Origin of the sequence: Psychrobacter sp. DAB_AL43B, from assembly GCF_900168255.1 — a bacterium.
Lineage (GTDB): Bacteria > Pseudomonadota > Gammaproteobacteria > Pseudomonadales > Moraxellaceae > Psychrobacter.
Map to the genome: position 1 here is coordinate 935,744 of NZ_LT799838.1, position 23,694 is coordinate 959,437.

22 protein-coding genes and 1 pseudogene are annotated in these 23,694 nt (G+C 42.1%); 6 read left to right on the forward strand and 17 right to left on the reverse strand.

The window, feature by feature from the left end; genetic code table 11:
* Positions 1-2 precede the first annotated feature (2 nt).
* The 13 genes and pseudogenes from DABAL43B_RS04060 to cynR all read right to left on the reverse strand — a co-directional run bounded on the left by DABAL43B_RS04060 (position 3) and on the right by cynR (position 14,796).
* Positions 3-959, reverse strand: coding sequence for an acyltransferase (locus DABAL43B_RS04060; RefSeq protein ID WP_079691181.1), 957 nt, complete (start codon positions 957-959; stop codon positions 3-5).
* A gap of 446 nt (positions 960-1,405) precedes the next feature.
* On the reverse strand, positions 1,406-2,713 hold the full coding sequence (locus DABAL43B_RS04065; protein WP_079691182.1) for an arsenic transporter: 1,308 nt from the start codon (positions 2,711-2,713) through the stop codon (positions 1,406-1,408).
* A 200-nt stretch (positions 2,714-2,913) separates the two neighbouring features.
* Positions 2,914-3,642, reverse strand: a complete 729-nt coding sequence (gene arsH / locus DABAL43B_RS14360; RefSeq protein ID WP_227516767.1) for an arsenical resistance protein ArsH — start codon at positions 3,640-3,642, stop codon at positions 2,914-2,916.
* Positions 3,643-3,720: 78 nt separating this feature from the next.
* Positions 3,721-4,053: pseudogene (arsC, locus tag DABAL43B_RS14365) on the reverse strand (arsenate reductase (glutaredoxin)); the annotation flags it as partial.
* 192 nt (positions 4,054-4,245) lie between these two features.
* Positions 4,246-4,608 (reverse strand): ArsR/SmtB family transcription factor, encoded by a 363-nt coding sequence (locus tag DABAL43B_RS04075; RefSeq protein WP_079691184.1) that lies wholly within the window; start codon positions 4,606-4,608, stop codon positions 4,246-4,248.
* Between the two features lie 240 nt (positions 4,609-4,848).
* Positions 4,849-5,367, reverse strand: coding sequence for a DUF302 domain-containing protein (locus DABAL43B_RS04080; RefSeq protein ID WP_079691185.1), 519 nt, complete (start codon positions 5,365-5,367; stop codon positions 4,849-4,851).
* A gap of 282 nt (positions 5,368-5,649) precedes the next feature.
* Positions 5,650-6,441: a sterol desaturase family protein gene (locus DABAL43B_RS04085; protein ID WP_079691186.1), complete on the reverse strand. Its 792-nt coding sequence runs from the start codon at positions 6,439-6,441 to the stop codon at positions 5,650-5,652.
* Positions 6,431-7,078, reverse strand: coding sequence for a CDP-alcohol phosphatidyltransferase family protein (locus tag DABAL43B_RS04090; RefSeq protein ID WP_079691187.1), 648 nt, complete (start codon positions 7,076-7,078; stop codon positions 6,431-6,433). The genes DABAL43B_RS04085 and DABAL43B_RS04090 overlap by 11 nt, the downstream gene beginning before the upstream one ends.
* 62 nt (positions 7,079-7,140) lie before the next feature.
* Positions 7,141-7,803 (reverse strand): ATP-binding cassette domain-containing protein, encoded by a 663-nt coding sequence (locus DABAL43B_RS04095; protein ID WP_079691188.1) that lies wholly within the window; start codon positions 7,801-7,803, stop codon positions 7,141-7,143.
* 126 nt (positions 7,804-7,929) lie between these two features.
* Positions 7,930-9,720: an ABC transporter permease gene (locus DABAL43B_RS04100; protein WP_079691189.1), complete on the reverse strand. Its 1,791-nt coding sequence runs from the start codon at positions 9,718-9,720 to the stop codon at positions 7,930-7,932.
* Positions 9,717-11,015 (reverse strand): ABC transporter substrate-binding protein, encoded by a 1,299-nt coding sequence (locus DABAL43B_RS04105; protein WP_079691190.1) that lies wholly within the window; start codon positions 11,013-11,015, stop codon positions 9,717-9,719. Before DABAL43B_RS04105 ends, DABAL43B_RS04100 begins: the two co-directional genes overlap by 4 nt.
* A gap of 355 nt (positions 11,016-11,370) precedes the next feature.
* On the reverse strand, positions 11,371-13,524 hold the full coding sequence (locus DABAL43B_RS04110; RefSeq protein WP_079691191.1) for an FAD-dependent oxidoreductase: 2,154 nt from the start codon (positions 13,522-13,524) through the stop codon (positions 11,371-11,373).
* A gap of 390 nt (positions 13,525-13,914) precedes the next feature.
* Complete coding sequence (gene cynR, locus DABAL43B_RS04120) at positions 13,915-14,796, reverse strand: transcriptional regulator CynR (protein WP_079691192.1); 882 nt, start codon at positions 14,794-14,796, stop codon at positions 13,915-13,917.
* Between the two features lie 174 nt (positions 14,797-14,970).
* Here cynR and DABAL43B_RS04125 point away from each other — a divergent pair, with 174 nt between their 5' ends.
* The 3 genes from DABAL43B_RS04125 to DABAL43B_RS04135 all read left to right on the forward strand — a co-directional run bounded on the left by DABAL43B_RS04125 (position 14,971) and on the right by DABAL43B_RS04135 (position 17,585).
* Positions 14,971-15,633, forward strand: a complete 663-nt coding sequence (locus tag DABAL43B_RS04125) for a carbonic anhydrase (RefSeq protein ID WP_079691193.1) — start codon at positions 14,971-14,973, stop codon at positions 15,631-15,633.
* A 173-nt stretch (positions 15,634-15,806) separates the two neighbouring features.
* On the forward strand, positions 15,807-16,277 hold the full coding sequence (gene cynS, locus DABAL43B_RS04130; RefSeq protein ID WP_079691194.1) for a cyanase: 471 nt from the start codon (positions 15,807-15,809) through the stop codon (positions 16,275-16,277).
* Positions 16,278-16,373: 96 nt separating this feature from the next.
* The gene (locus tag DABAL43B_RS04135) at positions 16,374-17,585 is read left to right on the forward strand and encodes a CynX/NimT family MFS transporter (protein ID WP_079691195.1); all 1,212 of its coding nucleotides are present in this window, start codon (positions 16,374-16,376) and stop codon (positions 17,583-17,585) included.
* Between the two features lie 68 nt (positions 17,586-17,653).
* Here DABAL43B_RS04135 and DABAL43B_RS04140 read toward each other — a convergent pair whose 3' ends face one another.
* From DABAL43B_RS04140 to DABAL43B_RS04155, 4 genes are all read right to left on the reverse strand, one after another.
* Entirely contained in the window at positions 17,654-17,935 is a 282-nt protein-coding gene (locus DABAL43B_RS04140; protein WP_079691196.1) for a hypothetical protein, read from the reverse strand.
* 3 nt (positions 17,936-17,938) lie between these two features.
* Positions 17,939-18,604 carry a response regulator gene (locus tag DABAL43B_RS04145; RefSeq protein ID WP_079691197.1) on the reverse strand — a complete coding sequence of 222 codons (666 nt, stop codon included), beginning with the start codon at positions 18,602-18,604 and terminating at the stop codon, positions 17,939-17,941.
* 134 nt (positions 18,605-18,738) lie between these two features.
* Positions 18,739-19,317 carry a PepSY domain-containing protein gene (locus DABAL43B_RS04150; RefSeq protein ID WP_079691198.1) on the reverse strand — a complete coding sequence of 193 codons (579 nt, stop codon included), beginning with the start codon at positions 19,315-19,317 and terminating at the stop codon, positions 18,739-18,741.
* Between the two features lie 182 nt (positions 19,318-19,499).
* Positions 19,500-20,129 (reverse strand): DedA family protein, encoded by a 630-nt coding sequence (locus DABAL43B_RS04155; RefSeq protein ID WP_079691199.1) that lies wholly within the window; start codon positions 20,127-20,129, stop codon positions 19,500-19,502.
* Between the two features lie 213 nt (positions 20,130-20,342).
* On the opposite strand from DABAL43B_RS04155, the gene DABAL43B_RS04160 reads away from it, so the two are divergent.
* The 3 genes from DABAL43B_RS04160 (at position 20,343) to DABAL43B_RS04175 (ending at position 23,269) form a co-directional block, all read left to right on the forward strand.
* Positions 20,343-21,410, forward strand: coding sequence for a DUF475 domain-containing protein (locus tag DABAL43B_RS04160; RefSeq protein WP_079691200.1), 1,068 nt, complete (start codon positions 20,343-20,345; stop codon positions 21,408-21,410).
* A 444-nt stretch (positions 21,411-21,854) separates the two neighbouring features.
* Complete coding sequence (locus DABAL43B_RS04170; RefSeq protein ID WP_079691202.1) at positions 21,855-22,778, forward strand: DUF808 domain-containing protein; 924 nt, start codon at positions 21,855-21,857, stop codon at positions 22,776-22,778.
* 53 nt (positions 22,779-22,831) lie between these two features.
* The gene (locus DABAL43B_RS04175) at positions 22,832-23,269 is read left to right on the forward strand and encodes an MgtC/SapB family protein (RefSeq protein WP_079691203.1); all 438 of its coding nucleotides are present in this window, start codon (positions 22,832-22,834) and stop codon (positions 23,267-23,269) included.
* Positions 23,270-23,694: the final 425 nt, after the last annotated feature.

Genomic DNA, 23,694 nt, shown 5'->3' on the forward strand with positions numbered 1-23,694 from the left:
GCCTATTTATCAACAGCTTCAGTTTCAAATTCAGCAAGCATATCAGCAATACGCTGATCTTTTTGTCGCCATATTTGCTCTATCCAGTCGAACATTTGCGCTTTGGTCGCCTCATCATTTTCGTAACCACCATTTTGAATACTGGAAAATAGCGCATCAGGCATGTCAATATGCCGTACATCCACACCTAAGCGCTTAATATTACCTTTCCATAAGTCACTATAAGTCGGTACGCCATCAGGATAAACGATGGTCATATCCAAGATGCCATCTATGTCTGCGCCCAATGCGTTGATAGCAAGAGACAAACCGCCGGCCCGTGGCTTAAGTAAATGCGTGTAGGGCGAATGCTGCTTGTCACGTTTAGTGGGGGTAAAGCGCGTCCCTTCTAGATAACTAAGCAGCGTAAAAGGCTTGTCTTTAAGCAGCGCGCAGGCACGTTTTGCTTCTATGATATCTTTGCCTTTTAATGACGGGTTTTTAGCAATGGCTTCTTTAGAATGCCGGCGCATCATTGGGAAATCTAAAAAATAAAAGGTCTGACCAACGATAGGGATATATATCAATTCAAACTTAGTAAAAAAGCGCGTTAACGGTAAGCGCTTTTCACTAATATATTGAACGATACTGGTGTCGACCCACGATTGATGGTTGCTCACGAGTAAGTATTTACCGTTTATATGCGTGTCATCAGGTAAGCTAATACGCCAGTCTTTTTGTGGCAAAATGTTGTCAATCAGGGCGTTGTTACTATTGATCCAGTGATTGGCGATTTTAATCACGATCTTATCAGCAACAGGCGCGCCGGTAACCATTTTGGTCGCGCCCATTAACCACATGGGGATGCTACCACCAAAACTATTGCCAGCAATGACGCCAGTTGCAGTCGCCAGTGAAACGGCTTTGCCAAGTTTGGGAGTGCGCTCATGTATTTTTTGAATAAGTGATGCCAATCGCATGTTCAGTCCTTTTTATCTATACTTATTATTAGCTATTGCTAACGCCATTAGATGATTTTAGCAGAAATCAGTATGAGTGTACGAGTGTGACGTGACTGGTGATAACACACAATACCTATGAGTGTTTTTATGAGCGAATAAATACAGAACCACCGTTTATCATTTCATCATTCAAAGCAGAAATTGTTCAAAATAGGGCAAATAAAACCATACTTAAATGTTCGGTAACCCAGCTAGTTATTATCTATAGTTTATTCACTAAAAAAAGAATGCATCATTGCTGGTATGAATTTTGCGAAACTTTTATTAGAAGTATCTGTCTGGCAAAGTGCACAACAAGCGAGAAAAATTTATAGCAGCAGAATGTTGTGGTAAATGTTGTGACAATCGTACGTATTTTATGTTGAGCTTATTATCAGTACTTAGCTACTTAGCTACTTAGCTACTTAGCTACTTAGCATTGGCAACCAAAATACCAAGGCTAAAAGTGTGACTAGCAATACGGGAGGAGTGATTAATAAGCCAATCTTCATATACTGGCCCCAGCTGATTTTATAATTTTTCTCTGCCAGTACATGTAGCCATAGCAAAGTTGCTAAGCTACCAATGGGGGTGAATTTAGGACCCAAATCGTTACCTATAACATTGGCGTAAATCATTAGCTCACGCGTTGCCACGGGTACTTGAGCGCTATCAATAGCAAGTGCGCCGATAAGTGTCGATGGCATATTGTTCATGACTGAAGCGACAATAGCAGAGAGAAAGCCAGTCCCTAACGTAGCAATGACATTACCTTGTCGCCCTAACCAGTTAAGTATCTTCGCGCCATAGGCGGTGAGACCAGCATTGCCCAAACCATAAACGACCAAATACATACCGATTGAAAATAAGACGATTTGCCATGGGGCTTTGCGCAGGACATTGGTCACAGAAAACTTTGTACCACGACCACCTTGCCACCAGCGACCTGCGATTGCCATCAGCACTAGTGCCGCGATACCAGTCACCAATGAGATCGCGATACCGAGTAATTCGGTGGCAAAATAAGCAATAAGCAATAAGGTTAATAGCGGAAAAGCCGCTCGAAAAACCAAAGGATCTTTGATAGCAGACTGCGGTGAACTAAGATTATCAATTGCATAGTGTTTTGGAATATGGCGCGCGTAGACTATCCATAACACCAGTAACGTTGCAATAACAGACACTATATTTACGGGCACCATGACTGCCGCATAGCGACCAAAACCAATATCGAAATAATTGGCACTAACGATGTTGACTAGGTTAGAAGTCACGAGAGGCAGACTTGCCGTATCGGCAATAAAGCCGGTAGCAATAATAAAGGCAAAGGCGGATTTAGGGGCAAAATCAAGGCGCAGCAAGATAGCGATCACGATAGGGGTGAGCAATAATGCCGCCCCATCATTAGCAAAAAAAGCCGAAATAAACGCCCCTAGAATGACAATCATAGGGAACAGCAAACGTCCCTGACCATTACCCAATCTTGCTACATGCAAGGCTGCCCAGCCAAAAAAACCAGCCTCATCTAATATCAGTGAGATGATAATGAGCGCCACAAAGGTAAAAGTCGCATCCCAGACAATATTCCAGACGATACCAACATCTGATAGTTGCACCACTCCAAAGAGTAGCGCGACTAATGCGCCACCCATCGCACTCCAGCCGATACCCAAGCCTTTTGGCTGCCATATGACTAAGACCAAAGTGACGATAAAAATCGCTAACGCGAGCATAAAACTGCCTTAATAAAACAATGACGTTAAAAACATCTGATGTTATGGCAAATTGACGTTATATAGTCGATTTAATTTAAGAAAAATACAGTGATGCTGGCATGGATTTTTTGCAGCCTCTGTCACGCTTGCGAACAGCAAGCAAAAAAATCATACCAGTAGCAACTTGCTATAAACTACACTTTTTTATTTTGAACTGACTATAACGATTTTTGATTGACACGCTTTGATAGCTCATCACGGCTTTCTACGCGTTCAGAATAACGATCGGTCAGATAAGTAGAGCGTCCACGTGTGAGCCAAGTAAACTTCACCAATTCCTCACACACATCGACGATACGCTGATATAAAGGCGACTGTTGCATGCGGTTATCGTCGTTAAATTCCAAAAACGCTTTCGGAATAGAGGACTGATTGGGTATGGTAATCATGCGCATCCAGCGGCCAAGAATACGTAGCTGATTGACGGTATTAAAGCTCTGACTCCCGCCGCTAACTTGCATTACGGCAAGCGTTTTACCTTGAGTAGGACGCACGCCGCCTAATGACAGCGGTATCCAATCAATCTGCGCTTTCATAATACTGGTGATACTGCCGTGGCGTTCAGGACTGACCCAGAGCATGCCTTCTGACCATGCTGCCAGCTCGCGCAATTCTTGCACTTTTGGATGATCGGCATCGGTACTATCAGGTAACGGCAATCCTGATGGATCAAAGGTACGTACCTCGCAACCATACCAGCGCAATACCCGACTTGCTTCTTCCGCTGCCAGTTTAGAAAATGAGCGTTCACGCAAAGAGCCATATAGCACTAATATTTTTGGTGGATGACGTGGATCATTAGTAGCAATTAGAGCATCAATATCAATCGGGTGTAGTTCTGCTGCATCAATATTCGGTAAATCATCATAGTTATGAGTTTCGGTTATGAAATTATCTACAGAGTTGTAGATAGTTTCGCCATCTTCTTTGGTAAAGCTACTCACTGGATGGTTTAATAATTCAAATATCTGTTCTGAAGGTCGACATAAAGCTGCGCCTTTATCAGTGACCACAATAGGACGATTCATCAAAATAGGATGCGCCAGCATGGCATCAATAAGCTGCTCATCTGATAACGCTAGGTTATCCAAACCAAGCTCTTTATAAATATTTTCCTTCTGGCGTAGCAGTTCGCGTGGTAATAGTTGCATCAAAGCTAATAGCTCAAGCAGATAGGCGCGAGTAGGTGGTGTTTTAAGATACTCAATGACGTTAGGCTGTTCACCTGACGCCTTCATTATTGCTAAGGTATTGCGAGAGGTGCCGCAGTTGGGATTGTGAAAAATGATAGGTGTCATAACAACCTTTTATAATGTTAGAAGTGTTTGTATTTTTAAGCAGAATAATCGTTTAGTTATTAAGCTTATAGTCAGTCCTAAATAAAATAAGTACAAATATTATTAGGCGCTACTGGGATAACTTTTCCTTGCTTGCTGTGCCTACGTAGACAGAGGCGGCGCAAAACCTACCCCAGTAGCGCCGTGTTTTTTTTATAGTGGATCGACTATATTAGGTACGCTAGTGTCACAATCACTCAAACTTTCTAAAAGTGAGCCACACAGCTCTGGGTGTCCGGCACAGCAGTCTTTTAATAAAAACTGAACGACAGCTTCCATATGCGAGAGAGAGGCGCGATAGATAATCTGTCGGCTTTGGCGTTGTGAGACCACCCATCCTGCTCGTGCAAGAACGGCTAAATGAGCAGACATTGTATTATGCGGGACATCAAGCTGACGGGCGATTTCACCAGCAGGCAGACCGTTAGGCTCATGACTGACCAGCAGCATAAATGCCTTTAGTCGAGTGTCTTGAGAGAGGGCAGCAAAGCTGGCAGTAGCGTTAGTTATTTCCATATGTCCAATAATATAGACATGTTAAGTCAAGTCAAGCTATTTTGCAGAATAATCAACGAGTCTAAATCATCAATCGTGAATAAATTGACTTCAATAAGAAAATAAGTAGTGATCCAAAATATATGCAATCAGCTCTATATGTATAACTTCTCACTTTATATAGAGCTGACTGTTAATAGCTGCTGCGTAAAAAATCAAATAGAGCTGAGAGTTTTTATCTAGCACTATGCCTAGCATAGATTAATTTGAGGTCGCAGCAGTACTTAGCTTACCAAGAAGCGTTGAGACGTCACTGATGACTTTGTCGCAACCTTGAATATTATGGCGTGCTTTAAGATAGTCAGGACTATTGTATGAAAGATATACCTTTTTATCTGCGCCTTCGCTAATGAGTACTTTTTGCGGTAAATCAATCGCCACATTTTGAGCGCACTGCATCAGTTTAGTGCCAGCTTTCGGATTACCGAAGAGGATGGCTTCCGTCGGTCTTAACTCTAAATTTACGCCTTCAGCATTTTTTTGGTGATCGATTCTGGTAAATAGCGTTAAGCCTTTTTCTTTGATGATAGATTCGAATCTATCGGCGGTCTCTTTAACCGAATAATCACTCTCAAGTGTGACCAAGCCATCGCCAATATTTGCATAAGCAGGAGTCTCTTTAACTGATTGGTTATTCTTAGATGTTTGCACGTTTTGCCCAAGGCTTGCACAAGAGGATGCTAGCAATGCAAAAGCGACCATGGGAATAATTTTAATCATAAGTTTACCTATTGGTTAGTATTTATAATTAGTGGCACTAAATAATCATTGTGCGTAACAAAGATCGATATTGCAATAATATAGTTATATTTGCTTGCTCAGAATAATTTGCTCAGCAAGCATGTTTACATCCGCTGCAACTAAATTTGGAACTGGAACATTGGCTGCTAAGAAAATAGCATTATGCGGTGGCGTGAGAAATGCCCCAAGGTAGCCAGTAGCTTGCGCGCCTATTTATAGAGATGGCATAAACAACTTGGTAGAAACCAATTAATAATCTACTCATTTATTTCTAAATGGCATGATTAATAAGTGCCACAATGACGCATTTTGTTTGGCAGTAGGGTATTCAATTAAACCGATATCAATTTGGTCATCGGTTTTTTTTGCGACACTTTTATAGCTACTGAACAATTTATCCCACCAAATAACGCTAAAGCCATAGTTTGAGTTGGTCTCACTCACGACTTGGCTATGGTGTATGCGGTGCAGGATTTGGGTCATTAATATCAGGCGAGCTGGTTTTTCAATGGCTGGTGGCAGGCGAATATTGGCATGATTAAATAATGCCAAACCGTTTAGTGCGATCTCAAATATGAGTACGGCTATAGCAGGGACGCCCAGTACAATAACGGCAATCAGCTTTATCATAATACTGAGTACAATTTCAAGCGGATGAAATCTAAGACCGGTGCTGGTATCGACATGCGCATCGGCATGGTGCACTCGGTGCAAACGCCACAATATAGGAACGCGATGAAACAGTCGATGTTGCCAATAGATTAAAATATCCAGCAAAATCAAACTAAGCACAATGACTATGATGCTTGGCAGCTCTATGAGATTAAATAAGCCAATATTGTTTTGCTGGGTATAAACTGCCACCGCCGTCAGTCCAATCGGTACTGCTAGGCGGGCAATAAGCGATGAGGCAAATACCAATCCAAAATTAGCGAACCAACGCTTGCTACTTTTAATGGGTGATTTTCGTGCTGGTTTCAGCCATTCAACTAGCATCATTATCACTAAAATGCTAAAAAAGAAGCCGAGTCGCCACCATACTTCATGTGTCATCGATTGCTCCTTTAATTTTAGCTTCTTGCTGTTTGAGCGTATGGTAACCGCCATATATGCGGGTAAAAATAGTAATCGTACAGGCAATAGCAAATAGAGTAGCGAGTAGGGCAAAATGCTGGGGCCAAATACAAAAAGCTATAAATAGCGCAATGGTTTCCGTGCCTTCGGTTAGGCCATTTAGATAATAAAAGCTTTTATATTTAAACTGTGGTCTATCAATTTTAAACTTTTCAGCCGCAATAGCAAAGGCTAAAAAGCTTGAGCCAGTCCCAATAAATGTCGCTAATAATAATGCGCCAGCAACAGCGTTCTGCTCAGGATTAGCAAGAATAAATCCAAACGGAATCGCCGCGTAAAATAGAAAATCGAGAGTAATGTCTAAATAACCACCGGCGCTAGAGCTTTGCTTGGCATATCTCGCCAGCGCGCCGTCAAGACCATCTAAAATCCGATTCAAAATGATAGCGACTAATGCCGCATACCAATACTCAAAGGCGATTAGTGGTACGGCTAGTAGTCCAATTAAAAACCCCGCCACCGTCAACTGATCAGCTGTTATAGAACGCTTATGCAGTACTATAACTATGGGCGTTAACAGTGGTTTTATAATGGGAGTAAGGTACTTATCTAGCATACTGGTTGCCTTTTGCCTTTAAACTTGTGAATCTAAAACTATTGTACTGAGTTGATAAGCTGTTAATTAACACTTTCTAAATGAATCACTTTGCCATTAGTTGCCTCAGCATCGCTATGGTCGTGGGTAACCATAATAGCAGGCAGGTTACGGTTACGAATTTGCTCAAACACCAATTGGCGTGTATCCACTCTCAACTGGGTATCCAGTTTACTAAATGGCTCGTCTAGTAAAATGGCTTTAGGCTCGCTAAGGAGTAGTCGTAGTAACGCAACTCGCGCTTGTTGTCCGCCAGAGAGACTATCAGGATGGCGGTTGCTAATGCCTGCTAAGCCTACTTGCGCAAGTGCGTCATCTATTGTTTCCAGCCGCTGTTTTTTATTGCCTTCTTTCTTACCCTCTTTATTACTTTTAGGTATCGCAAAAGCAATATTTCCGGCAACTGATAAGTGCGAGAACAATAAAGCATCTTGATACAACACTCCGATATTACGTAAATGGGTTGGTAGGTTACTGATATTCCGACCGTCAAGTAATACCTCACCAGTAGCGCTAAAACTGCTAGCAAGTGTGCCCGTTAGCCAATTTAATAGACTTGATTTACCACTGCCCGAAGGCCCCATAATAGTAAGTATTTCGCCGCCATTGACTTGCTCATTCAAGCTGAGTAATAACTGGTCTTGACGAAAAAGCTGTAAGTTTTTTATCTGTAAAGAAGATTGCATCAAGACACCTTTAACATTACGCCTGTTTAAAAATATGATTTTTTCACGATGTACGCTTTTAATTCATAATTTGTACGTTTAATAATATACAGTTTTAACGAGCTGCACTTTTAACGCTTTGCACTCTTAAAGCCTCGCACTTTTAAAAAAATACTTAGGTAATATCCACGCTAGCGTAAAACCGATTAACGGTAACGCCATTTGTATAATGGCATAAACGGCACTAGTGCGTCTGCTGGCACCATTAGCAAGAGTAACAGCTTCTGTCGTTATAGTGGCTATGCGCCCGCCACCGGCTAGCAAGGTCGGCAGGTATTGCCCAAAACTGATCGCCAAGCCCAATGCCACTGCAATTAAAATAGGCGCAAATAACTGCGGTAATTTAATCTGAAAAAATACTTTGCTAGGAGTAGCGCCAAGGCTTGCTGCTACATTGGCAAAGCGAGGGTCTAAGCGCCGATAGCTACTCGACAGTGATAAAAACACATAAGGCAGTACAAACAATAAATGGGTAACGGCCACGTTAAAAAATGCGGTTTGGTTATTGACCAATTGCTGTAACCATACCAAGCCAAATAAAAAGGCAATACTGGGTACCAGTAACGGCAAATAAATAATTAAACTGGTAAAGGGAGAAATGACTTTGGCAGTCAGCTGCTCTGATTCTAAACAGAGTAAAGTGAGCACCACGGCAAAAGTAGTCGTCATTAGCCCAATAGTAATCGTATTAAAGAGCGGGCTGCCTATTTGCATCAAGGCGCTTTGAAAATGCAGTAGTACAAATTGCTCTGGTAGCGCCGCTGGAAAGCGCCAAAATCCTGCAACCGACCACATTACTAGTCCAATCAATGCCATTAATATAAAACCGATAACCACAGTGGTCAGTACTACGGTTATTTTTTGCCAAACAGTGTCGCCATAATTGCGCCGGCCATTGGTGATTGACTGCCTACATAAGTACTTTACAACCTTTTCAGCAGCCAGCCACAAGGCAAGTAAGCCACCTGTTAGAGCAAGCTGTAATACTGCACCAGCAGAAGCTTTTAGACGTAAATTTAAATCGACATCGTTAAACCAATTCATAATGGCAACGGCCAATGTTGGCGGCGTATTGGGACCTAATATGAGTGGCATCTCGACACTGGCGCTGGCATAGGCGAGTACGGCAAATATAGGCAGGCGTAATAACGGATAGAGGCTGGGCAATACCACTTTAAAAAAAGCCGTCATTGGGTAGTAGCCTAAATTAAGCGCTACTTTGTGCTGCTGGCGTAACTTTTTGCCAAACTCAGGTTGTGCCAATGCGCCGAGCGCCATTAATAATAAGAAGGGCAGCTCTTTTAGCGTTAAGCCCAAAATGATACTGATACCATAAGCATCGTGTGGAAATATACCGTGCGGTGCCAGCTCCCAACCAGTTAACCACGGTGAGATTAGCCGAGAGAACATACCGGATGGGGCAATTAAAAAGCCAACGGCAATCGCTGCTGCTGCATGTGGGATCACTAAAATAGGGCTAAGTAGACGCTCAATACGATTGAGCCAAAGGCTATTAAAAAAAGTGGCCAGCATCATGAGCGTTATTACAAAGGCAAGAAAAGTGCTTATTAAGCCAGCTGCCACGCTTAAATTAACCATTTTCGCAAGGCCCGGCGTTTGCCAAAGTTCCTTAAAACCTTGCAGGCCAAACGTTGTTTTCTCGAGTGCTGGTGACCAACCAAAGGCTGGTAATAGCACACTGATTAAACCGCCAAGCACTGGCAATATAAGCAACAATAATAAAAATCGTGGGCTCAATTTTACAAGGCGCGTAAAGTTATCGGTCTTGTAAGTCGTTACTGGTGCAGTATTAGTTTCTTTAGCAGCAACTTTCTCAGCTTCTTTATTATCTGCTTTTTTATTAGGCGCGGTACTCATGGACTGACCCCATAACGCATCTGCCACCCTTGCATAATCGCTTCAACCCAACTTGGATGCGGCTCGCTCACTGTGCGTTTGATACTATTAACAGGCAAGGCGCTAGGATGCGGCGTGCTTATTTTAAATAAGGCTTGTTGCTCGGGGCTGAGCATGGATTGAACAAGCACGGTGCTATCGCCCCAGATATGAGGTTTTTGTTTGTGTGCCTGTGCGGTGGGGCTGAGCAAGAAGTTAGCGACCAGTTGCGCGCTTGCTTGGTGGCTGGCGTTATAAGGAATGGCGACAAAATGAGTATTACTTAAACTGCCATCATCCATAGCATAGCTACGAATACTTGTCGGTAAGTCATAACGCTGTACCGCAGCAGGTACTTCAGGTGCTGAAAAGGTAAAGGCTAAGCTTAATTCGGTATCGTCGACTAAGCGGCGCATTTGTGCGCCACTTTGTGTAAAAGACTCGCCCTTGCGCCATAGAGTTGGGTGCAGCTCATCTAAAAATTGCCATAATGGCTCTAATACTAACGCTGTATTTTGCTTAGTCGCTGGCTGGTTTAATTGTGATTTTATACTGTCAGGGCTTTGCTCATGGAGCATGACCAAGGCATACTTTAAAAAGCTCATACCCAAAAAATCAGGCGGCTTTGGGTAACTAAAGCGTCCAGGATGTTGGGCACTCCAGCGTGATAGCTCATTTAACGTGGTTGGTGGTTTGTTGTTTTCTGATCCGTCAATCGCTAAGCTATCATAATAAAAAGTAAGCGATGCCTGTCCCCACGGGGCTTCCATACCTTCGGTTGCAATACCAAAGTCAAAGGTAACGGCAGGATTGTTATTGGGATCGGTAAGGGTAAAGTTTGGTAATTTATTCGCCCATTGTTTCAATAATAATGAGTGCTCATTCATGGTGGCAAAATTAGCCCCATTTATCCACACCAAATCAACGCTACCTTGGCGGTTATTATTGGCTGATTTTTCCGCTAATACTCGACTGACGGCTTCGCTGGTATCACTGAGTTTGACATGAACTAAGTTAATATTGTATTTGTTCTTAACTTGCTTGGCTACCCATTGTAGATAAGCGTTTATCTGCGGATCACCGCCCCACGCATAAAAGTAAACCTCTTGGTTTTTACCCTGCGTTTCTATCTGCTGCCAGTACGATTGCTCTTCGATACTGGTATGGGTAATTGCCGTACTTGCTGTGATGCCCACACAGATACTCAAAAAAACACCAAGCGCCACCCAGTAAAGGTGGTAGCGCGTCAGTATTAGCCAAGACTTAATAGCGGGCATTTAGATTCCAGTTATTATCCAAAATTAATATCATCTAAAATTAATATCATCTAAAATTAATATCATCTAAAATTAATATCATCTAAAATTAATATCATCTAAAATTAATATCATCTAAAATTAATATCATCTAAAATTAATGTCATCTAAAACTAATGTCATCTAAAATTAATGTCATCTAAAATTAATGTCATCTAAAATTAATGTCATCTAAAATTAATGTCATCTAAAATTAATTTTTATATTACTCTTGTTAAGAGTACCTGTTTTATCAAGTCAAATTGCGCCTAAAAATAACGCTTTTGACGATTGCTGTAAATGCGTTTTAAACAGGTCTTAAGCATCTTTGAAAAAATTACCCTCTACGCCAAGTATGATATTTTTCTACCCATTTTAATACGGTTTGCGGCGCATGCGACCGTTTCCATTCACCGGCTACCGACTTGTTGCCTTCAGCCCAAGTCGGATAGCTATGAATGGTGCCGAGTATTTTATTAAGCCCTAAGTTATGCTTCATTGCTAGTACAAATTCCGCCAATAAGTCGCCTGCATGCTCAGAGACGATCGTCACCCCAAGGATTTTATCTTTGCCTTTAAGGGTAATGACTTTGATAAAGCCCTTAGTTGCGCCCTCAGCAATAGCGCGGTCTAATGCTTTAAATTCAAAACGGGTGACTTCATAATCGATACCTTTTTCGATCGCTTCTTGCTCATTGATGCCCACGCGAGCGACTTCTGGGTCAATAAACGTCGTCCACGGTATCACTCGATAATCAACTTTGAACTTTTTAAGATGACCAAATAGACCGTTTACGGCGGCGTACCATGCTTGATGCGATGCCACATGGGTAAATTGATAAGGGCCAACAACATCACCTGCGGCATAGATATTCGGATATAAAGTTTCTAAATATTCATTGGTTACAATGGTGCGATCCGTTTCAATACCCAATGCTTCGAGGCCGTAACCCTCAAGGCGAGCGCTACGACCAACGGCACAAAGTAGCTCATCGTATTCAATAGCAAATTCTTGTTCTTGATGTTTAACCACAATGAATTTTTTACCGTCACGTGCTTCACAGCGCAGTGCTTGGTGTGAGGTGAGAATATTGACACCGCTTGCTGCTAAGGCTTCATGCGCAAAGGTAGATACCTCAATATCTTCTTTCTTAATCAAGCGAGCACTTCTTTCAATTTGGGTAACGCTTGAGCCGAGTCGCGCAAAACTTTGTGCCAGTTCACAGCCAACTGGGCCACCACCAAGTACCACAAGTTTTTTTGGTGCTTCATCAAACTCAGCAAACTTGCGCCATATAGTATCGCTGGTGACATAGCCGGTTTCTTCTATGCCTGGTAATGGCGGGATAAAGGGCCGTGCGCCTGTGGCAATAACGATAGTACGCGCCGTGAGGGTTTGCGTGCCGCCATCGTTAAGCTCGACCTTGACCGTCCACGGGTCGATTAATTTAGCGTAGCCTTTTAGGACTTCTACGCCTAAATCGGCATAACGCTCAACACTGTCATGCGGGGCAATAGCGTCAATCACGGTTTGTACGCGCGCCATTACTTTCTTAAACGAGAATTGGGGGGTCATATTATCTAAGCCGTAAAGCTCGCCATGCCGAATTTGCTCAGCAACTTTGCCACTTTTAATCACTGTTTTACTGGGTACACAGCCATAATTTAAACAGTCACCGCCCATCTCACCAGCTTCGATTAAGGTTACTTTTGCTTTGACAGCCGCAGCAATATAGCTGGTGATTAAGCCGCCCGCACCAGCACCGATAACAATCATATTACGGTCGAATTTTTTAGGTTTATGATGATTTTTATAGACGCGGCGTTTTTTAACCACATTCAAAATCGCTTTAGCAGTCAGTGGGAAAAAACCTAATAACGCAAAGGATAAAATTAGATTAAGCGATAAAATACCTGACAAGCTCTCTACTTGCGCCAATTGAGTACCGGCATTTACAAACACAAAAGTACCGGCCAACATACCAATTTGGCTAACCCAGTAAAATGTCCGTGCTTTAATAGCGGTGACACCCATTAATAGGTTGATTAAAAAGAACGGAAATATCGGCACTAAACGTAAGGTAAATAAGTAAAATGCGCCTTCCTTTTCAACACCTGCATCAATGGCCGCAAGGCGTTCTGGAAAACGCTGCTGGATAGTATCGCGTAATAAGTAACGTGATACCAAAAAGGCTAAAGTGGCACCAATACTAGAGGCAAAAGAGGCGACCAATAAGCCCTCCACCAAACCAAACAGCGCACCTGCTGCCAAGGTCAAAATAGCTGCGCCCGGCAAGGATAGGGCAGTCACCAATACATACAGTAAGAAAAACCCACCAATCACCAGTAACGGAGACTGCTCTTTATATTGGCTAAACTCTGCCATTGAGCTTTTTAGCCCATCCAGTGTCAATAATTGATTCAGGTCAAAATAAAAAAACAGACCGATAGCAAGTGCTGCGAGCACTAACAAAGATATCTTTTTAATCATAAAATGTCCGTTTAAACAGTACTGCAAAGGTCTGAATCAGAATGATTCTTGATGTTTTTACGAGTTTAAAGGCTTTCAATTATCAACGTATTTAAATTATAGAGACTGTCGATATCACAGCTTTTTTACCTAAGGTTAACGTATCCCAGTCCCTCATTAAAAACAGGGCTATACACGCAGTCAGCATTGGCCGTGCGGCAAAAAACAACAGATTATCAAAAGGTTGTAAGTATAAAGCAAAGGGTGAGAAAGTCGAAACGGCATGAAGCATTAAGATAGCACCATTGCAACTGCCATAAACTATTTTGAGCGATTGCTCATATTAATTGTAAGTATCTAAACTTAGGGTATGTAGATTATTTAGGTCATGTAGGTTTTGTAATTATTTGCTTAACTTGACTCGCAATGTTGATGCGCTAAGTGAATAAAAGCTTTCGTAGCAGCGTTCTGATAAGCCCCTTTTCGTTGTAGTAATACCGCAGTGCGCTGGAGCAAAGAGGGTGCCAGTGCAATCGCAATCAGCTCATCTCGATTACTCACGATGTTGGACGGCAATAATGTGGTCAATTGAGTATGGTGTACTATTTCAAGAACGGCGCTTAATGAATTGGCTTCCATCAGCACCTGCGGTTTTATACCGTGTTGACGGCAATAATGTTCAATTTGTCCACGAGTTACAAACTCATGGCTGAGCAGTACTAATGATTGCTCGCTTAGCGTTTGTAAATCAATCGCTTGATACTTTGCAAGTGGGTGGTCTTTATTCACGACCAAAGCCAGTGTTTCAACGAGTAAGGTCTGGGTTGTTATATCAGCAGATTGCACTTCTGCAAAGGCAATACCCACATCAAATTCAGCATCGAGTAATTGTTTCTCCATCTGTTCCTGTGACATTTCTTGCACGCTCAGGGTAATATTTGGGTGAAGATTATGAAACGTCTTTATCAATGGCCCTATAAGGTAAGTGGTGAAGGTGGGGGTAATTGCAATACGCAACGCGCCGCGACTCAGGTTTTGCACGTCATGAAGCGCTCGTCGCCCCTCTTCTAAATCTTGTAGTGCCTTGTGCGCATAGCGCGCATACACTTCACCAGCGTGGGTAAGTTTGACATGACGCCCCGAACGATCAAACAAAGTCGTCTCTAGACTTTCTTCTAACTGCTTAATCTGCTGTGATAAAGCAGGCTGCGAGACATACAGAGACGCTGCTGCTCGTGTAAAGCTTTGATATTCTGCTACCGCGAGGAAATACTTTATGTGTCGAAGTATCATTATTTATCTACAGTCTCTTATATACCGTTTTTTATCTAAGTTTTTTTATATCTTATATAAAATATTATGATTTAACTATAAGTATTTATTATCGATATCATAATATACCAGTCTTTCACCTTATGATCATAACGGCGTATTATTTACTTTATCGAAACCACAGAGCCACCGATTATGAAAGATATTATTGAAGGTTTCTTAAAGTTCCATAGCGATGCCTTTCCCGAACGCGCTGATTTGTTCAAAAATTTAGCGACTAAACAAAACCCGCGCACGCTATTTATTTCTTGCTCGGACAGCCGTTTGGTCCCTGAGTTAGTCACTCAACGTGAACCAGGTGGACTATTTGTCATTCGCAACGCTGGTAACATCGTCCCATCTTATGGACCTGAGCCAGGTGGCGTTTCAGCGTCAGTAGAGTACGCAGTAACCGCATTACAAGTGACTGATGTGGTTATTTGTGGTCACTCAGACTGCGGTGCTATGTCCGCCATTGCCAATTGCACCTGCATGGATCATATGCCAGCGGTGAGCAGCTGGTTACGTTACGCCGACTCAGCGCGTGTGGTCAATGAATCTATCCATCATCTAAGCGACAGCGATCGTATCGAATCTATGGTACGAGAAAATGTCATCGCTCAGATTGAAAACATCAAAACTCATCCCTCTGTTCGTTTGGCGATAAGAGAAGGGCGTTTGGCTTTACATGGCTGGGTTTACGATATTGAAACGGGTAATATTGAGGCGTTAGATGGCGCTACTAACAACTTTGTTCCTCTTGCCGAGAATACTGAGGTTCGCGCTTATCCAACACAGCAGCTTTCTGTCGCGGTTTAACCTGACTGTTTAATTTAATTTTTTAATAAAAGAATATTTGAAGTTTATTAACTATTAAATATCAGCCGTTAAGTATCAAGCATACTGACTAAAACTTTTTTAATTTAAAAATCAACCAATCAACCAATCAATTACTAATTTAATTACCACCACTAATTATAAAAGGCACTATCATGATTCAGTCTCAAATTAGCAACACCGCCCGTCAAGCCCTAACTGATATTATCATTGCGGCAAAAGCTGAGAAAAGCTTATCGTTTGAGCAAATAGCTGCAGGCACTGGTCTCAGTGATGTATACGTCACCGCAGCGCTACTTGGTCAGCATCCATTGCCAAAGGAAGCTGCGCAAAAAGTTGGCGCAACGTTAGGTCTTGATGATGAGGCGATCGCCTTATTACAAATGATTCCATTACGGGGTAGTGTCGGCAGTGAAATGCCTACCGATCCTACTATCTACCGATTCTATGAGATGATGCAGGTTTATGGTACGACTCTTAAAGCACTGGTACATGAACAGTTTGGCGACGGTATTATCAGTGTAATCAATTTTAAAATGGATATCAAAAAAGTAGCAGATCCAGAAGGTGGTGACCGCGCAGTGATTACCCTTGATGGTAAATTCCTACCTTTTAAACCTTTCTAATAATTTATAAAGTCTTAAAAAAATATGGTAAAAGTCGGCGTCCTGCGTCGGCTTTTTTCGGCCACACTTTGAGCGACAAAGGACACCTCCTTACTAATGAGTACTGAACGTATTACCTCTAGGATAGACCAGTCGGCGCTGACGTTATTTTGGCCTATGATAGTGATTGCTGGATTGGCACTGACGCTACGCCCGACACTGACGTCCACGGGTCCTCTACTGGAGGAAATCCGCCTGAGTACGGGTATAGGACTTCAAGCAGCCTCATTACTGGTGGTGTTGCCGATGCTGTGTATGGGCATATTTCCATTATTGCTGCCTTGGGTTGGTAAGCGCCTGAGCGAAAGCACTTGGATAACTGGCGGTCTGTTTGCCATTGCGTCAGCTGGCTTATGGCGCTTGTGGTTAGAGTCTGGTTGGTCATTGATTGCTAGCGCTTTGATAGGCGGTACCGGTATTGCTATCGTACAAGCGTTAGCGCCTGGCGTAGTAAAACGCTGGTATCCTAGGCGTGTTCCGCTAGCGATGGGTATTTATTCAGCTGCTCTCATGGCTGGTGGCGGTATTGCAGCCACACTCAGCCCGCTAGTAGCGCAGCATTATGGCAGCTGGCAAGCGGGTCTGAGTATCTGGCTCATACTGCCGGTCATTGCACTCTTGTTATGGTGGCTCAGACCTTCAGAGGTGATGGAAAGTAAACATAGTGGCGTAAAAGTCAATTTTTTTAGCAATCGCCGAGCGTGGTTATTAGCCAGCTATTTTGGTTTGGCTAACGCTGGCTATGCTTGTATGATTGCTTTTTTACCGACTTATGCTCGTGGTTTAGATTGGAGCGCCCAAAGTAGCGGTGAGCTGATCGGTATCATGACTATTTTTCAAGTACTGGGTGCGCTAGGAGCCCCTGCACTGTCTGCTAAGCGCTTAGATCGCCGCCCTTGGTTATTTTTTGCCGTGGGTATTCAGATCATCGGTTTTGTAGGGTTAATTCTGATGCCAGCCTCCCTGCTAATTCTTTGGGTAGCACTCATCGGTTGTGGTCTCGGGGCTTGTTTTTCACTCACATTGACAATCACACTTGATCATTTATCACTGCCCAAATTAGCGGGCGCGCTGACGGCTTTTGTACAAGGCATTGGCTTTATTATTACGGCGATTGTTCCTTATTTTGCAGGGGTATTGAGTGAATGGACTAGAAGTTTTCAGGCCGTTTGGTTGATGCTGTTGATCACGCTGGTAGCAATGCTGATTGTCACGATGAAGTTTGCCCCTACAGGCTATGCTAAGGCGATGAATCTTACTCATACTTAGAGGTATGTTAACGTTGTTTAACGCACTTTTATAGTCGGTTATACAGCAATCAACTTATAGTTGATTTACTATAAGATGACATCGACACTGATACTCCCATCGTCCTCATCGGTCTCGAAGTGCATGCGGTTCTTACACAACGGATTAGCACCAGATGTTTCAGTATCAATTGTTTGTTTAAGTAAGGCTGACATACTCTTAAGGTTATCATCTTGAAATTCATTAATTTCTTCATAGCTATACCAAAAGCCATAGCCACCTGCAATTATGGCTAAAAGTAGTAACGCTAATATCGACCAAAAAATCAGCTTAAACTGCATGGATTTAAAGATTTGGCGAATGAACATCATTGGTTACGCCTTATTGTTACTGATATACCAACCAAGTCCTCGGACATTCTTAATTCGGTGTTGTCCCAGCTTTTTTCTTAGACTATGAATTAAGAACTCAATCGCATTGCTTTCAACCTCACCGCCCCAACCATATAACGAATCTTCAAGTTCCGTTTTAGACATAACTTTTTCTGGGGATTGCATAAAGGTAGTGAGCAACATATATTCTTTGGCGGTCAAGTCGACAGGCGTGTTATCCATGATGACGCGCTTATGCGCGGTATCTAGATGTAAATTACCAACACTGAGCTGATTGTCCGCCTTGCCTTGAGCACGGCGAATAAGCACGCGCATCCGTGCAAAGACTTCCGCGAGCTCAAAGGGTTTGACCACATAATCATCTGCCCCTGAATCAAGCCCTGCAATACGGTCTTTGACATCATCACGAGCGGTAATAATGAGTACAGGCGTGTTAATCTTAGCATTTCGGATAACGGTTAATACGCCCATACCATCAATTTCAGGCAAGCCCAAATCTAATAAAATAATATCATAAGGTTGTACTTTTAAAGTCAGGATAGCTTGGCGGCCATCTTTTACCCAATCGACCGTATAAGCCTCATCTTGCAACGCCTCGCTCAGGCTCTCGCCAATCATTAAATCGTCTTCGACCAGTAGCACGCGCATGAGCCTTCCTTTATTGGTAATGGCAGCTTTAAACCAAAACGCTCTAAGCGATATATTAATGTCGCTTAGAGCCATTCAGAAATCACTAGACATGAGAGGTTAGTTTACTATCTTAGCACTTACTCGCCGCACTATTAATCATCACTGTCAGCGGCTTCTACTTGGCTACGAATAATCTTACCAGTCATGCTATCGATAACCACTTTATGTACTTGAGTGCCTTTAACAATCTCAACTTTGTAAGCAGGTTTGCCAAAATCTATATCAAATCCAGCTTCAATGATTTTTCCTTTCACACTTTGGTTCGCTTTTTGTATTGCTTGGTTCAAACTGGTTTTAGACTTTTTCATAGCGTTATATTCTGCTATATCTTCTTTATCAAGCTTCTCTTGCTTATTGCTTAAAACTTTACCGCTATTTGCATCAATTTTTACTTCATATTCGGTATTATTAGCGACAATCTTAACCTCGTAATTGCCACCTGCTGAATGGTTGTGTTGATCAAAGTCAGCGCTAACAACATCACCTTTAATGGTTTTTTTAGCGATAACAATAGCTTGCTCAAGACTGATCTTGCTTTGTGCCGCTGCTACGGCTTCACTGACTTGGTTATTGGTGGTGGCGGTTTGTCCTACAGCGATAGCAGCGGTGCTGACGCCAGCAATACTAAGTACCATAATGATGGATTTGCTTAGAGTTGATAAGTTTTTCATGATGTTATCCTTTGTCTTTGAGTGTTTTTTTATGACAGATGGGTTGTACCATCCACTGTATTTATAATTTCAGTATACGGGATAAAACATAGGAGAAGCTTAGCGCTGACTAAGGGTTACATTAGCCGTGTTTTATTTAGAGAGGTCGTTTAAATTTCGAGGATAAATAAGTGAGTTTTGTATTAAACATTATTACTATTGTGCGGATCAGACAGTCGACGTTTGATAAGCCAAACAATGATAATGACTACGGCAAGCAACAAGAATATTTTAGAGTAAGGCGCTAGCATAGTCGCAATGACCTCGTAGTTTTTACCCAAGTAAAACCCTGCTAGGGTCAATATTGTCGTCCAAATGCTAGATCCCAAAGCCGTTAATACTAAAAACGAGACCAGCGGCATTTTATTCATCCCCGCAGGGATGGAGATCAGTGAACGAATACCAGGCACCATGCGGCCAAAAAAAACCGCTTTCTTACCATGTTTATCGAACCAAGCATTGGACGATAAAACATCCTCAGACTTAATAAACACGTATTTACCGTACTTTTCAGTAAATACCATTAGCCGCTCTTTATTGAACAAAGTTCCCAGATAATAGAGAGGTAATGCACCTAAAACGCTGCCAAACGTACCCGCTACTATGACTAATAGTATATTTAAATCACCCCTAGCTGCCGCAAAACCTGCTGCTGGCATAATAAGCTCAGACGGTATAGGTGGAAAAACATTTTCGGCAAACATAGCAAATATAATGCCAAGATAGCCAAACTTTGCCATGATAGCCAGCACCCAGTCACTCATTTGATGCATTGATTTACCTTATATTGTTGATGATTGATTTATTTCTTATTGTAGTAAAGTAAAGCTGAAATACGTTCACAATTTTATATAGAAGATTTCTCAAAAATACTTTATATTCCATTAAAAATTACACATAGAAAAGTGGCTAGCAATAGCCACTTTTTTTATACCACATATCTTTAGCAGATACACTTAGCTTTACGCAACCAGACAGGACATGTCATGAGACATTTTTATTTAGACTTTATCTTCACAGCCATTGCCCTAGCGGTCGCGGCATGGTGGGGATATTCACATGGCGGTATGGGCGGTATGATAACCACCTTATCTATTACCGCTATTTTGGCCGTCATGGAAATCTCGTTATCGTTTGATAACGCAGTGGTCAACGCCTCAGTCCTTAAGGGCTGGGATGAATTTTGGAAAAAGATATTTTTAACGGTTGGTATTTTAGTCGCCGTATTTGGTATGCGTTTGGTATTCCCGATTGTCATCGTTGCCGTGACTGCCGACCTTGGTATGATGCAAGTTATAGATTTGGCATTGAACGACCCTAAAGAATACTCGGCCCGACTATTGGCGCATCATGCTGAGATTTCCGCCTTTGGTGGTATTTTCTTATTACTCGTCTTCTTAAATTTTATCTTTGATGATAAAGAAGTCCATTGGTTTAATTGGCTTGAGAGCCGTTTGGCGAAACTGGGTAAAGTCGATGCCATGAGTGTTTTTGTCGCGCTTATCGTATTAATGATTGCGGTATCATTTTCTAATCCTAATCAATCAGCTGCTGTCCTAATCGCTGGTGTATGGGGTATCTTAATCTACCTAGGCGTACAAGTGGTCTCTGGCATGTTAGAGGGTGATCTTGAAGAAGATTTAGAAAACGAAGAAAGTGGTTCAGGCGCCGCAGCGACCAGCGCGATTATGAAAGGCGGTATTATCGGCTTCTTATACTTAGAAGTGCTGGATGCCTCGTTCAGTTTCGACGGAGTGATTGGTGCATTTGCCATTACCAATGACGTGATTGTGATTATGCTAGGTCTTGCTATCGGTGCGATGTTTGTGCGTTCGATGACTATCTTCTTGGTGGACAAAGGCACGCTGGATGAGTTCATCTATCTTGAACACGGCGCGCATTATGCCATCGGTGCCTTAGCGATTATCATGTTATTGTCGGTGAAATTCCATGTACCAGAGATCATTACTGGTCTGATTGGTATTGCCTTTATTGGCTGGGCATTGCTTGCATCACTGAAGCATCGTAAGTTAGAAGCCAAGAAAGTTATTTAATTCGGTGGTTTTTAGTTTAAAAGCGGATGGTGTTTATGGCAGGTTATATCAAAATTTTGGTATAGCCTGTTTTCTCTTAAATCTTACGCTCTATTATCTGATGAGCGATGGCGATGCTGATAGATTGATGTGGAAAGTGATTATCCATATGACGTTTGTATTGTCCGGCTTATTATTTGCGTTTATGGATAAGATTGTCGGTGATACCAAAAAACACTAAAGCCACTAAAAACACTTTAATTTACATGTCTTAGCACATTGTCACTTCTAATATACGCTGAAAAAACAGAAACTGGAAATTGAGTTGATGCAAAGTTGCATTGCAAAGCAAAATGCTCAAAACCTACCGTTTAATATTTAAGTCAGATAAGACTAAAAATTTACTAAAATCTTTATTAAAAAAACTATTAATCTATTAACGCAAATAGACGCTAAGGAGCGCACATGGCAGGGGCCAGTTTATTAACCTTACTTGATGATATCAGTGTGATCTTAGATGATGTGTCAATCATGACCAAGGTTGCCGTCAAAAAAACGGCGGGTGTATTGGGCGATGATTTAGCCCTTAATGCTGAGCAAGTTTCAGGGGTTAAAGCAGACCGTGAGCTGCCAGTGGTTTGGGCAGTCGCTAAAGGCTCATTCGTTAACAAGCTTATTCTAGTGCCATTAGCGCTGCTCATCAGTGCCATTTATCCCCCTTTAGTCACCTTTTTACTCATGTGTGGAGGTGTATATTTGGCTTATGAGGGCGCTGAAAAAATAATTCATAAATTCTGGCCACATATTCTACCTCATGATGAAGACCAAATCGCTCGCCTACGCGCCAATGCTGATGAGACGATTGACTTGGTTGCTTTTGAAAAGGACAAAATTAAAGGTGCGGTGCGTACAGATTTTATCCTGTCGGCAGAGATTATTGTGATTGCGCTAGGCTCAGCAGCTGGAGCGACTCTCTTAGAGAAAAGTTTGGTGCTGTCCATTATTGCCGTTGGTATCACAGTGGGCGTTTATGGTTTGGTAGCGGGTATCGTCAAAATGGATGATTTAGGTCTCTATCTAATGAAACAGACGAGCAATGCAAAGCAGAAAATAGGTGGCTTTTTATTGTCTGCGGCACCAAAATTGATGAAGTTTTTATCGATTGCTGGGACGTTAGCGATGTTTTTAGTGGGCGGCGGTATTTTGGTACATGGGATTGATTTTTTGCATCATGAAGTTGAAGACTTAGCACACCTGACAGGAATGTTTGAAAGCATAACAACCATGCTCTTAAATGCTTTAGTAGGCTTGATCGTCGGTGTCATCGTCGTGGCTATTATTACCATGATTGGTAAAGTACGTGGTAATAAATCCTCTTCTGCGCATTAAAAAGTACGAATGCTTGTGTTTATTTAACCCCTTTTTACAGAGCGTGATAAGTTATGTTTGAATTTGATTTGAGCTTAAAACTGTTGGGATATCATTTTATTCAATTAGGCATTGCTTTCATACTCTCCTTACCAATTGCGCTCAATCGTGAGACAAAAGATAAGGGTGCAGGACTCAGAACCTTTCCCTTAGTGAGTATTGCCTCGTGCGCTTTTATGCTAGTCGCTGTCGATATCTATCACGGATCAGAGCCTGAAGCGAGAATCATGTATGCGATTATTACGGGTATGGGTTTCATCGGTGGTGGTGCTATTTTTAAAGGTGACAATACGGTAAAAGGTACTGCGACGGCAGCGAGCTTATGGAATACCGCTGCTATCGGCATCTCAGTGGCTTATGGGCGCTATGAGATTGCGATAATCTTGTCGGTTGTTAATTTCTTAATTCTGCAATTCTCAGAACCATTCAAGGCAAAAGATAAGCTGGATTAGTCATTCTATTTGGTTTCAGTTGATATTTCTAATATAGAGGTCTTTAAAATGAGCATACAAACGCTCAACGCCATAGCGTTGAGCGTTTTGCTATGAGCGCTCTAAACAAACAGTAGCTAACATTGAGTGCAGTGGATTATCTGCTTACGGATGCCACGATTTAACCAGCCATAATAGCTTAATGGCTTAACATTTAATACTTGGCACATGCAGGTAATGCTAAAGATTTTCTGATTCGCTATGTGTCGCTACTTGAGTTTAAATCGATATATTCTGACAGTCATAAATCATCAGCTTTAGCTACCTGACTGCAATAAAATAATCTCCGATATTGTCGGGGCGGTTCAATCGCTATCTCCCTTTATCACTATTTTTCTACTTCCTTATTATTTTCTAAGTTTGTCATAAATGGCAATAATTTCTGC

Coding starts and splice junctions, on each gene's coding strand:
- DABAL43B_RS04060 (WP_079691181.1), bottom strand. CDS start 959: ATGCGATTGGCATCACTTATTCAAAAAATACATGAGCGCACTCCCAAA.
- DABAL43B_RS04065 (WP_079691182.1), bottom strand. CDS start 2,713: ATGCTCGCGTTAGCGATTTTTATCGTCACTTTGGTCTTAGTCATATGG.
- DABAL43B_RS04075 (WP_079691184.1), bottom strand. CDS start 4,608: ATGGAAATAACTAACGCTACTGCCAGCTTTGCTGCCCTCTCTCAAGAC.
- DABAL43B_RS04080 (WP_079691185.1), bottom strand. CDS start 5,367: ATGATTAAAATTATTCCCATGGTCGCTTTTGCATTGCTAGCATCCTCT.
- DABAL43B_RS04085 (WP_079691186.1), bottom strand. CDS start 6,441: ATGACACATGAAGTATGGTGGCGACTCGGCTTCTTTTTTAGCATTTTA.
- DABAL43B_RS04090 (WP_079691187.1), bottom strand. CDS start 7,078: ATGCTAGATAAGTACCTTACTCCCATTATAAAACCACTGTTAACGCCC.
- DABAL43B_RS04095 (WP_079691188.1), bottom strand. CDS start 7,803: ATGCAATCTTCTTTACAGATAAAAAACTTACAGCTTTTTCGTCAAGAC.
- DABAL43B_RS04100 (WP_079691189.1), bottom strand. CDS start 9,720: ATGAGTACCGCGCCTAATAAAAAAGCAGATAATAAAGAAGCTGAGAAA.
- DABAL43B_RS04105 (WP_079691190.1), bottom strand. CDS start 11,015: ATGCCCGCTATTAAGTCTTGGCTAATACTGACGCGCTACCACCTTTAC.
- DABAL43B_RS04110 (WP_079691191.1), bottom strand. CDS start 13,524: ATGATTAAAAAGATATCTTTGTTAGTGCTCGCAGCACTTGCTATCGGT.
- cynR (WP_079691192.1), bottom strand. CDS start 14,796: ATGATACTTCGACACATAAAGTATTTCCTCGCGGTAGCAGAATATCAA.
- DABAL43B_RS04125 (WP_079691193.1), top strand. CDS start 14,971: ATGAAAGATATTATTGAAGGTTTCTTAAAGTTCCATAGCGATGCCTTT.
- cynS (WP_079691194.1), top strand. CDS start 15,807: ATGATTCAGTCTCAAATTAGCAACACCGCCCGTCAAGCCCTAACTGAT.
- DABAL43B_RS04135 (WP_079691195.1), top strand. CDS start 16,374: ATGAGTACTGAACGTATTACCTCTAGGATAGACCAGTCGGCGCTGACG.
- DABAL43B_RS04140 (WP_079691196.1), bottom strand. CDS start 17,935: ATGATGTTCATTCGCCAAATCTTTAAATCCATGCAGTTTAAGCTGATT.
- DABAL43B_RS04145 (WP_079691197.1), bottom strand. CDS start 18,604: ATGCGCGTGCTACTGGTCGAAGACGATTTAATGATTGGCGAGAGCCTG.
- DABAL43B_RS04150 (WP_079691198.1), bottom strand. CDS start 19,317: ATGAAAAACTTATCAACTCTAAGCAAATCCATCATTATGGTACTTAGT.
- DABAL43B_RS04155 (WP_079691199.1), bottom strand. CDS start 20,129: ATGCATCAAATGAGTGACTGGGTGCTGGCTATCATGGCAAAGTTTGGC.
- DABAL43B_RS04160 (WP_079691200.1), top strand. CDS start 20,343: ATGAGACATTTTTATTTAGACTTTATCTTCACAGCCATTGCCCTAGCG.
- DABAL43B_RS04170 (WP_079691202.1), top strand. CDS start 21,855: ATGGCAGGGGCCAGTTTATTAACCTTACTTGATGATATCAGTGTGATC.
- DABAL43B_RS04175 (WP_079691203.1), top strand. CDS start 22,832: ATGTTTGAATTTGATTTGAGCTTAAAACTGTTGGGATATCATTTTATT.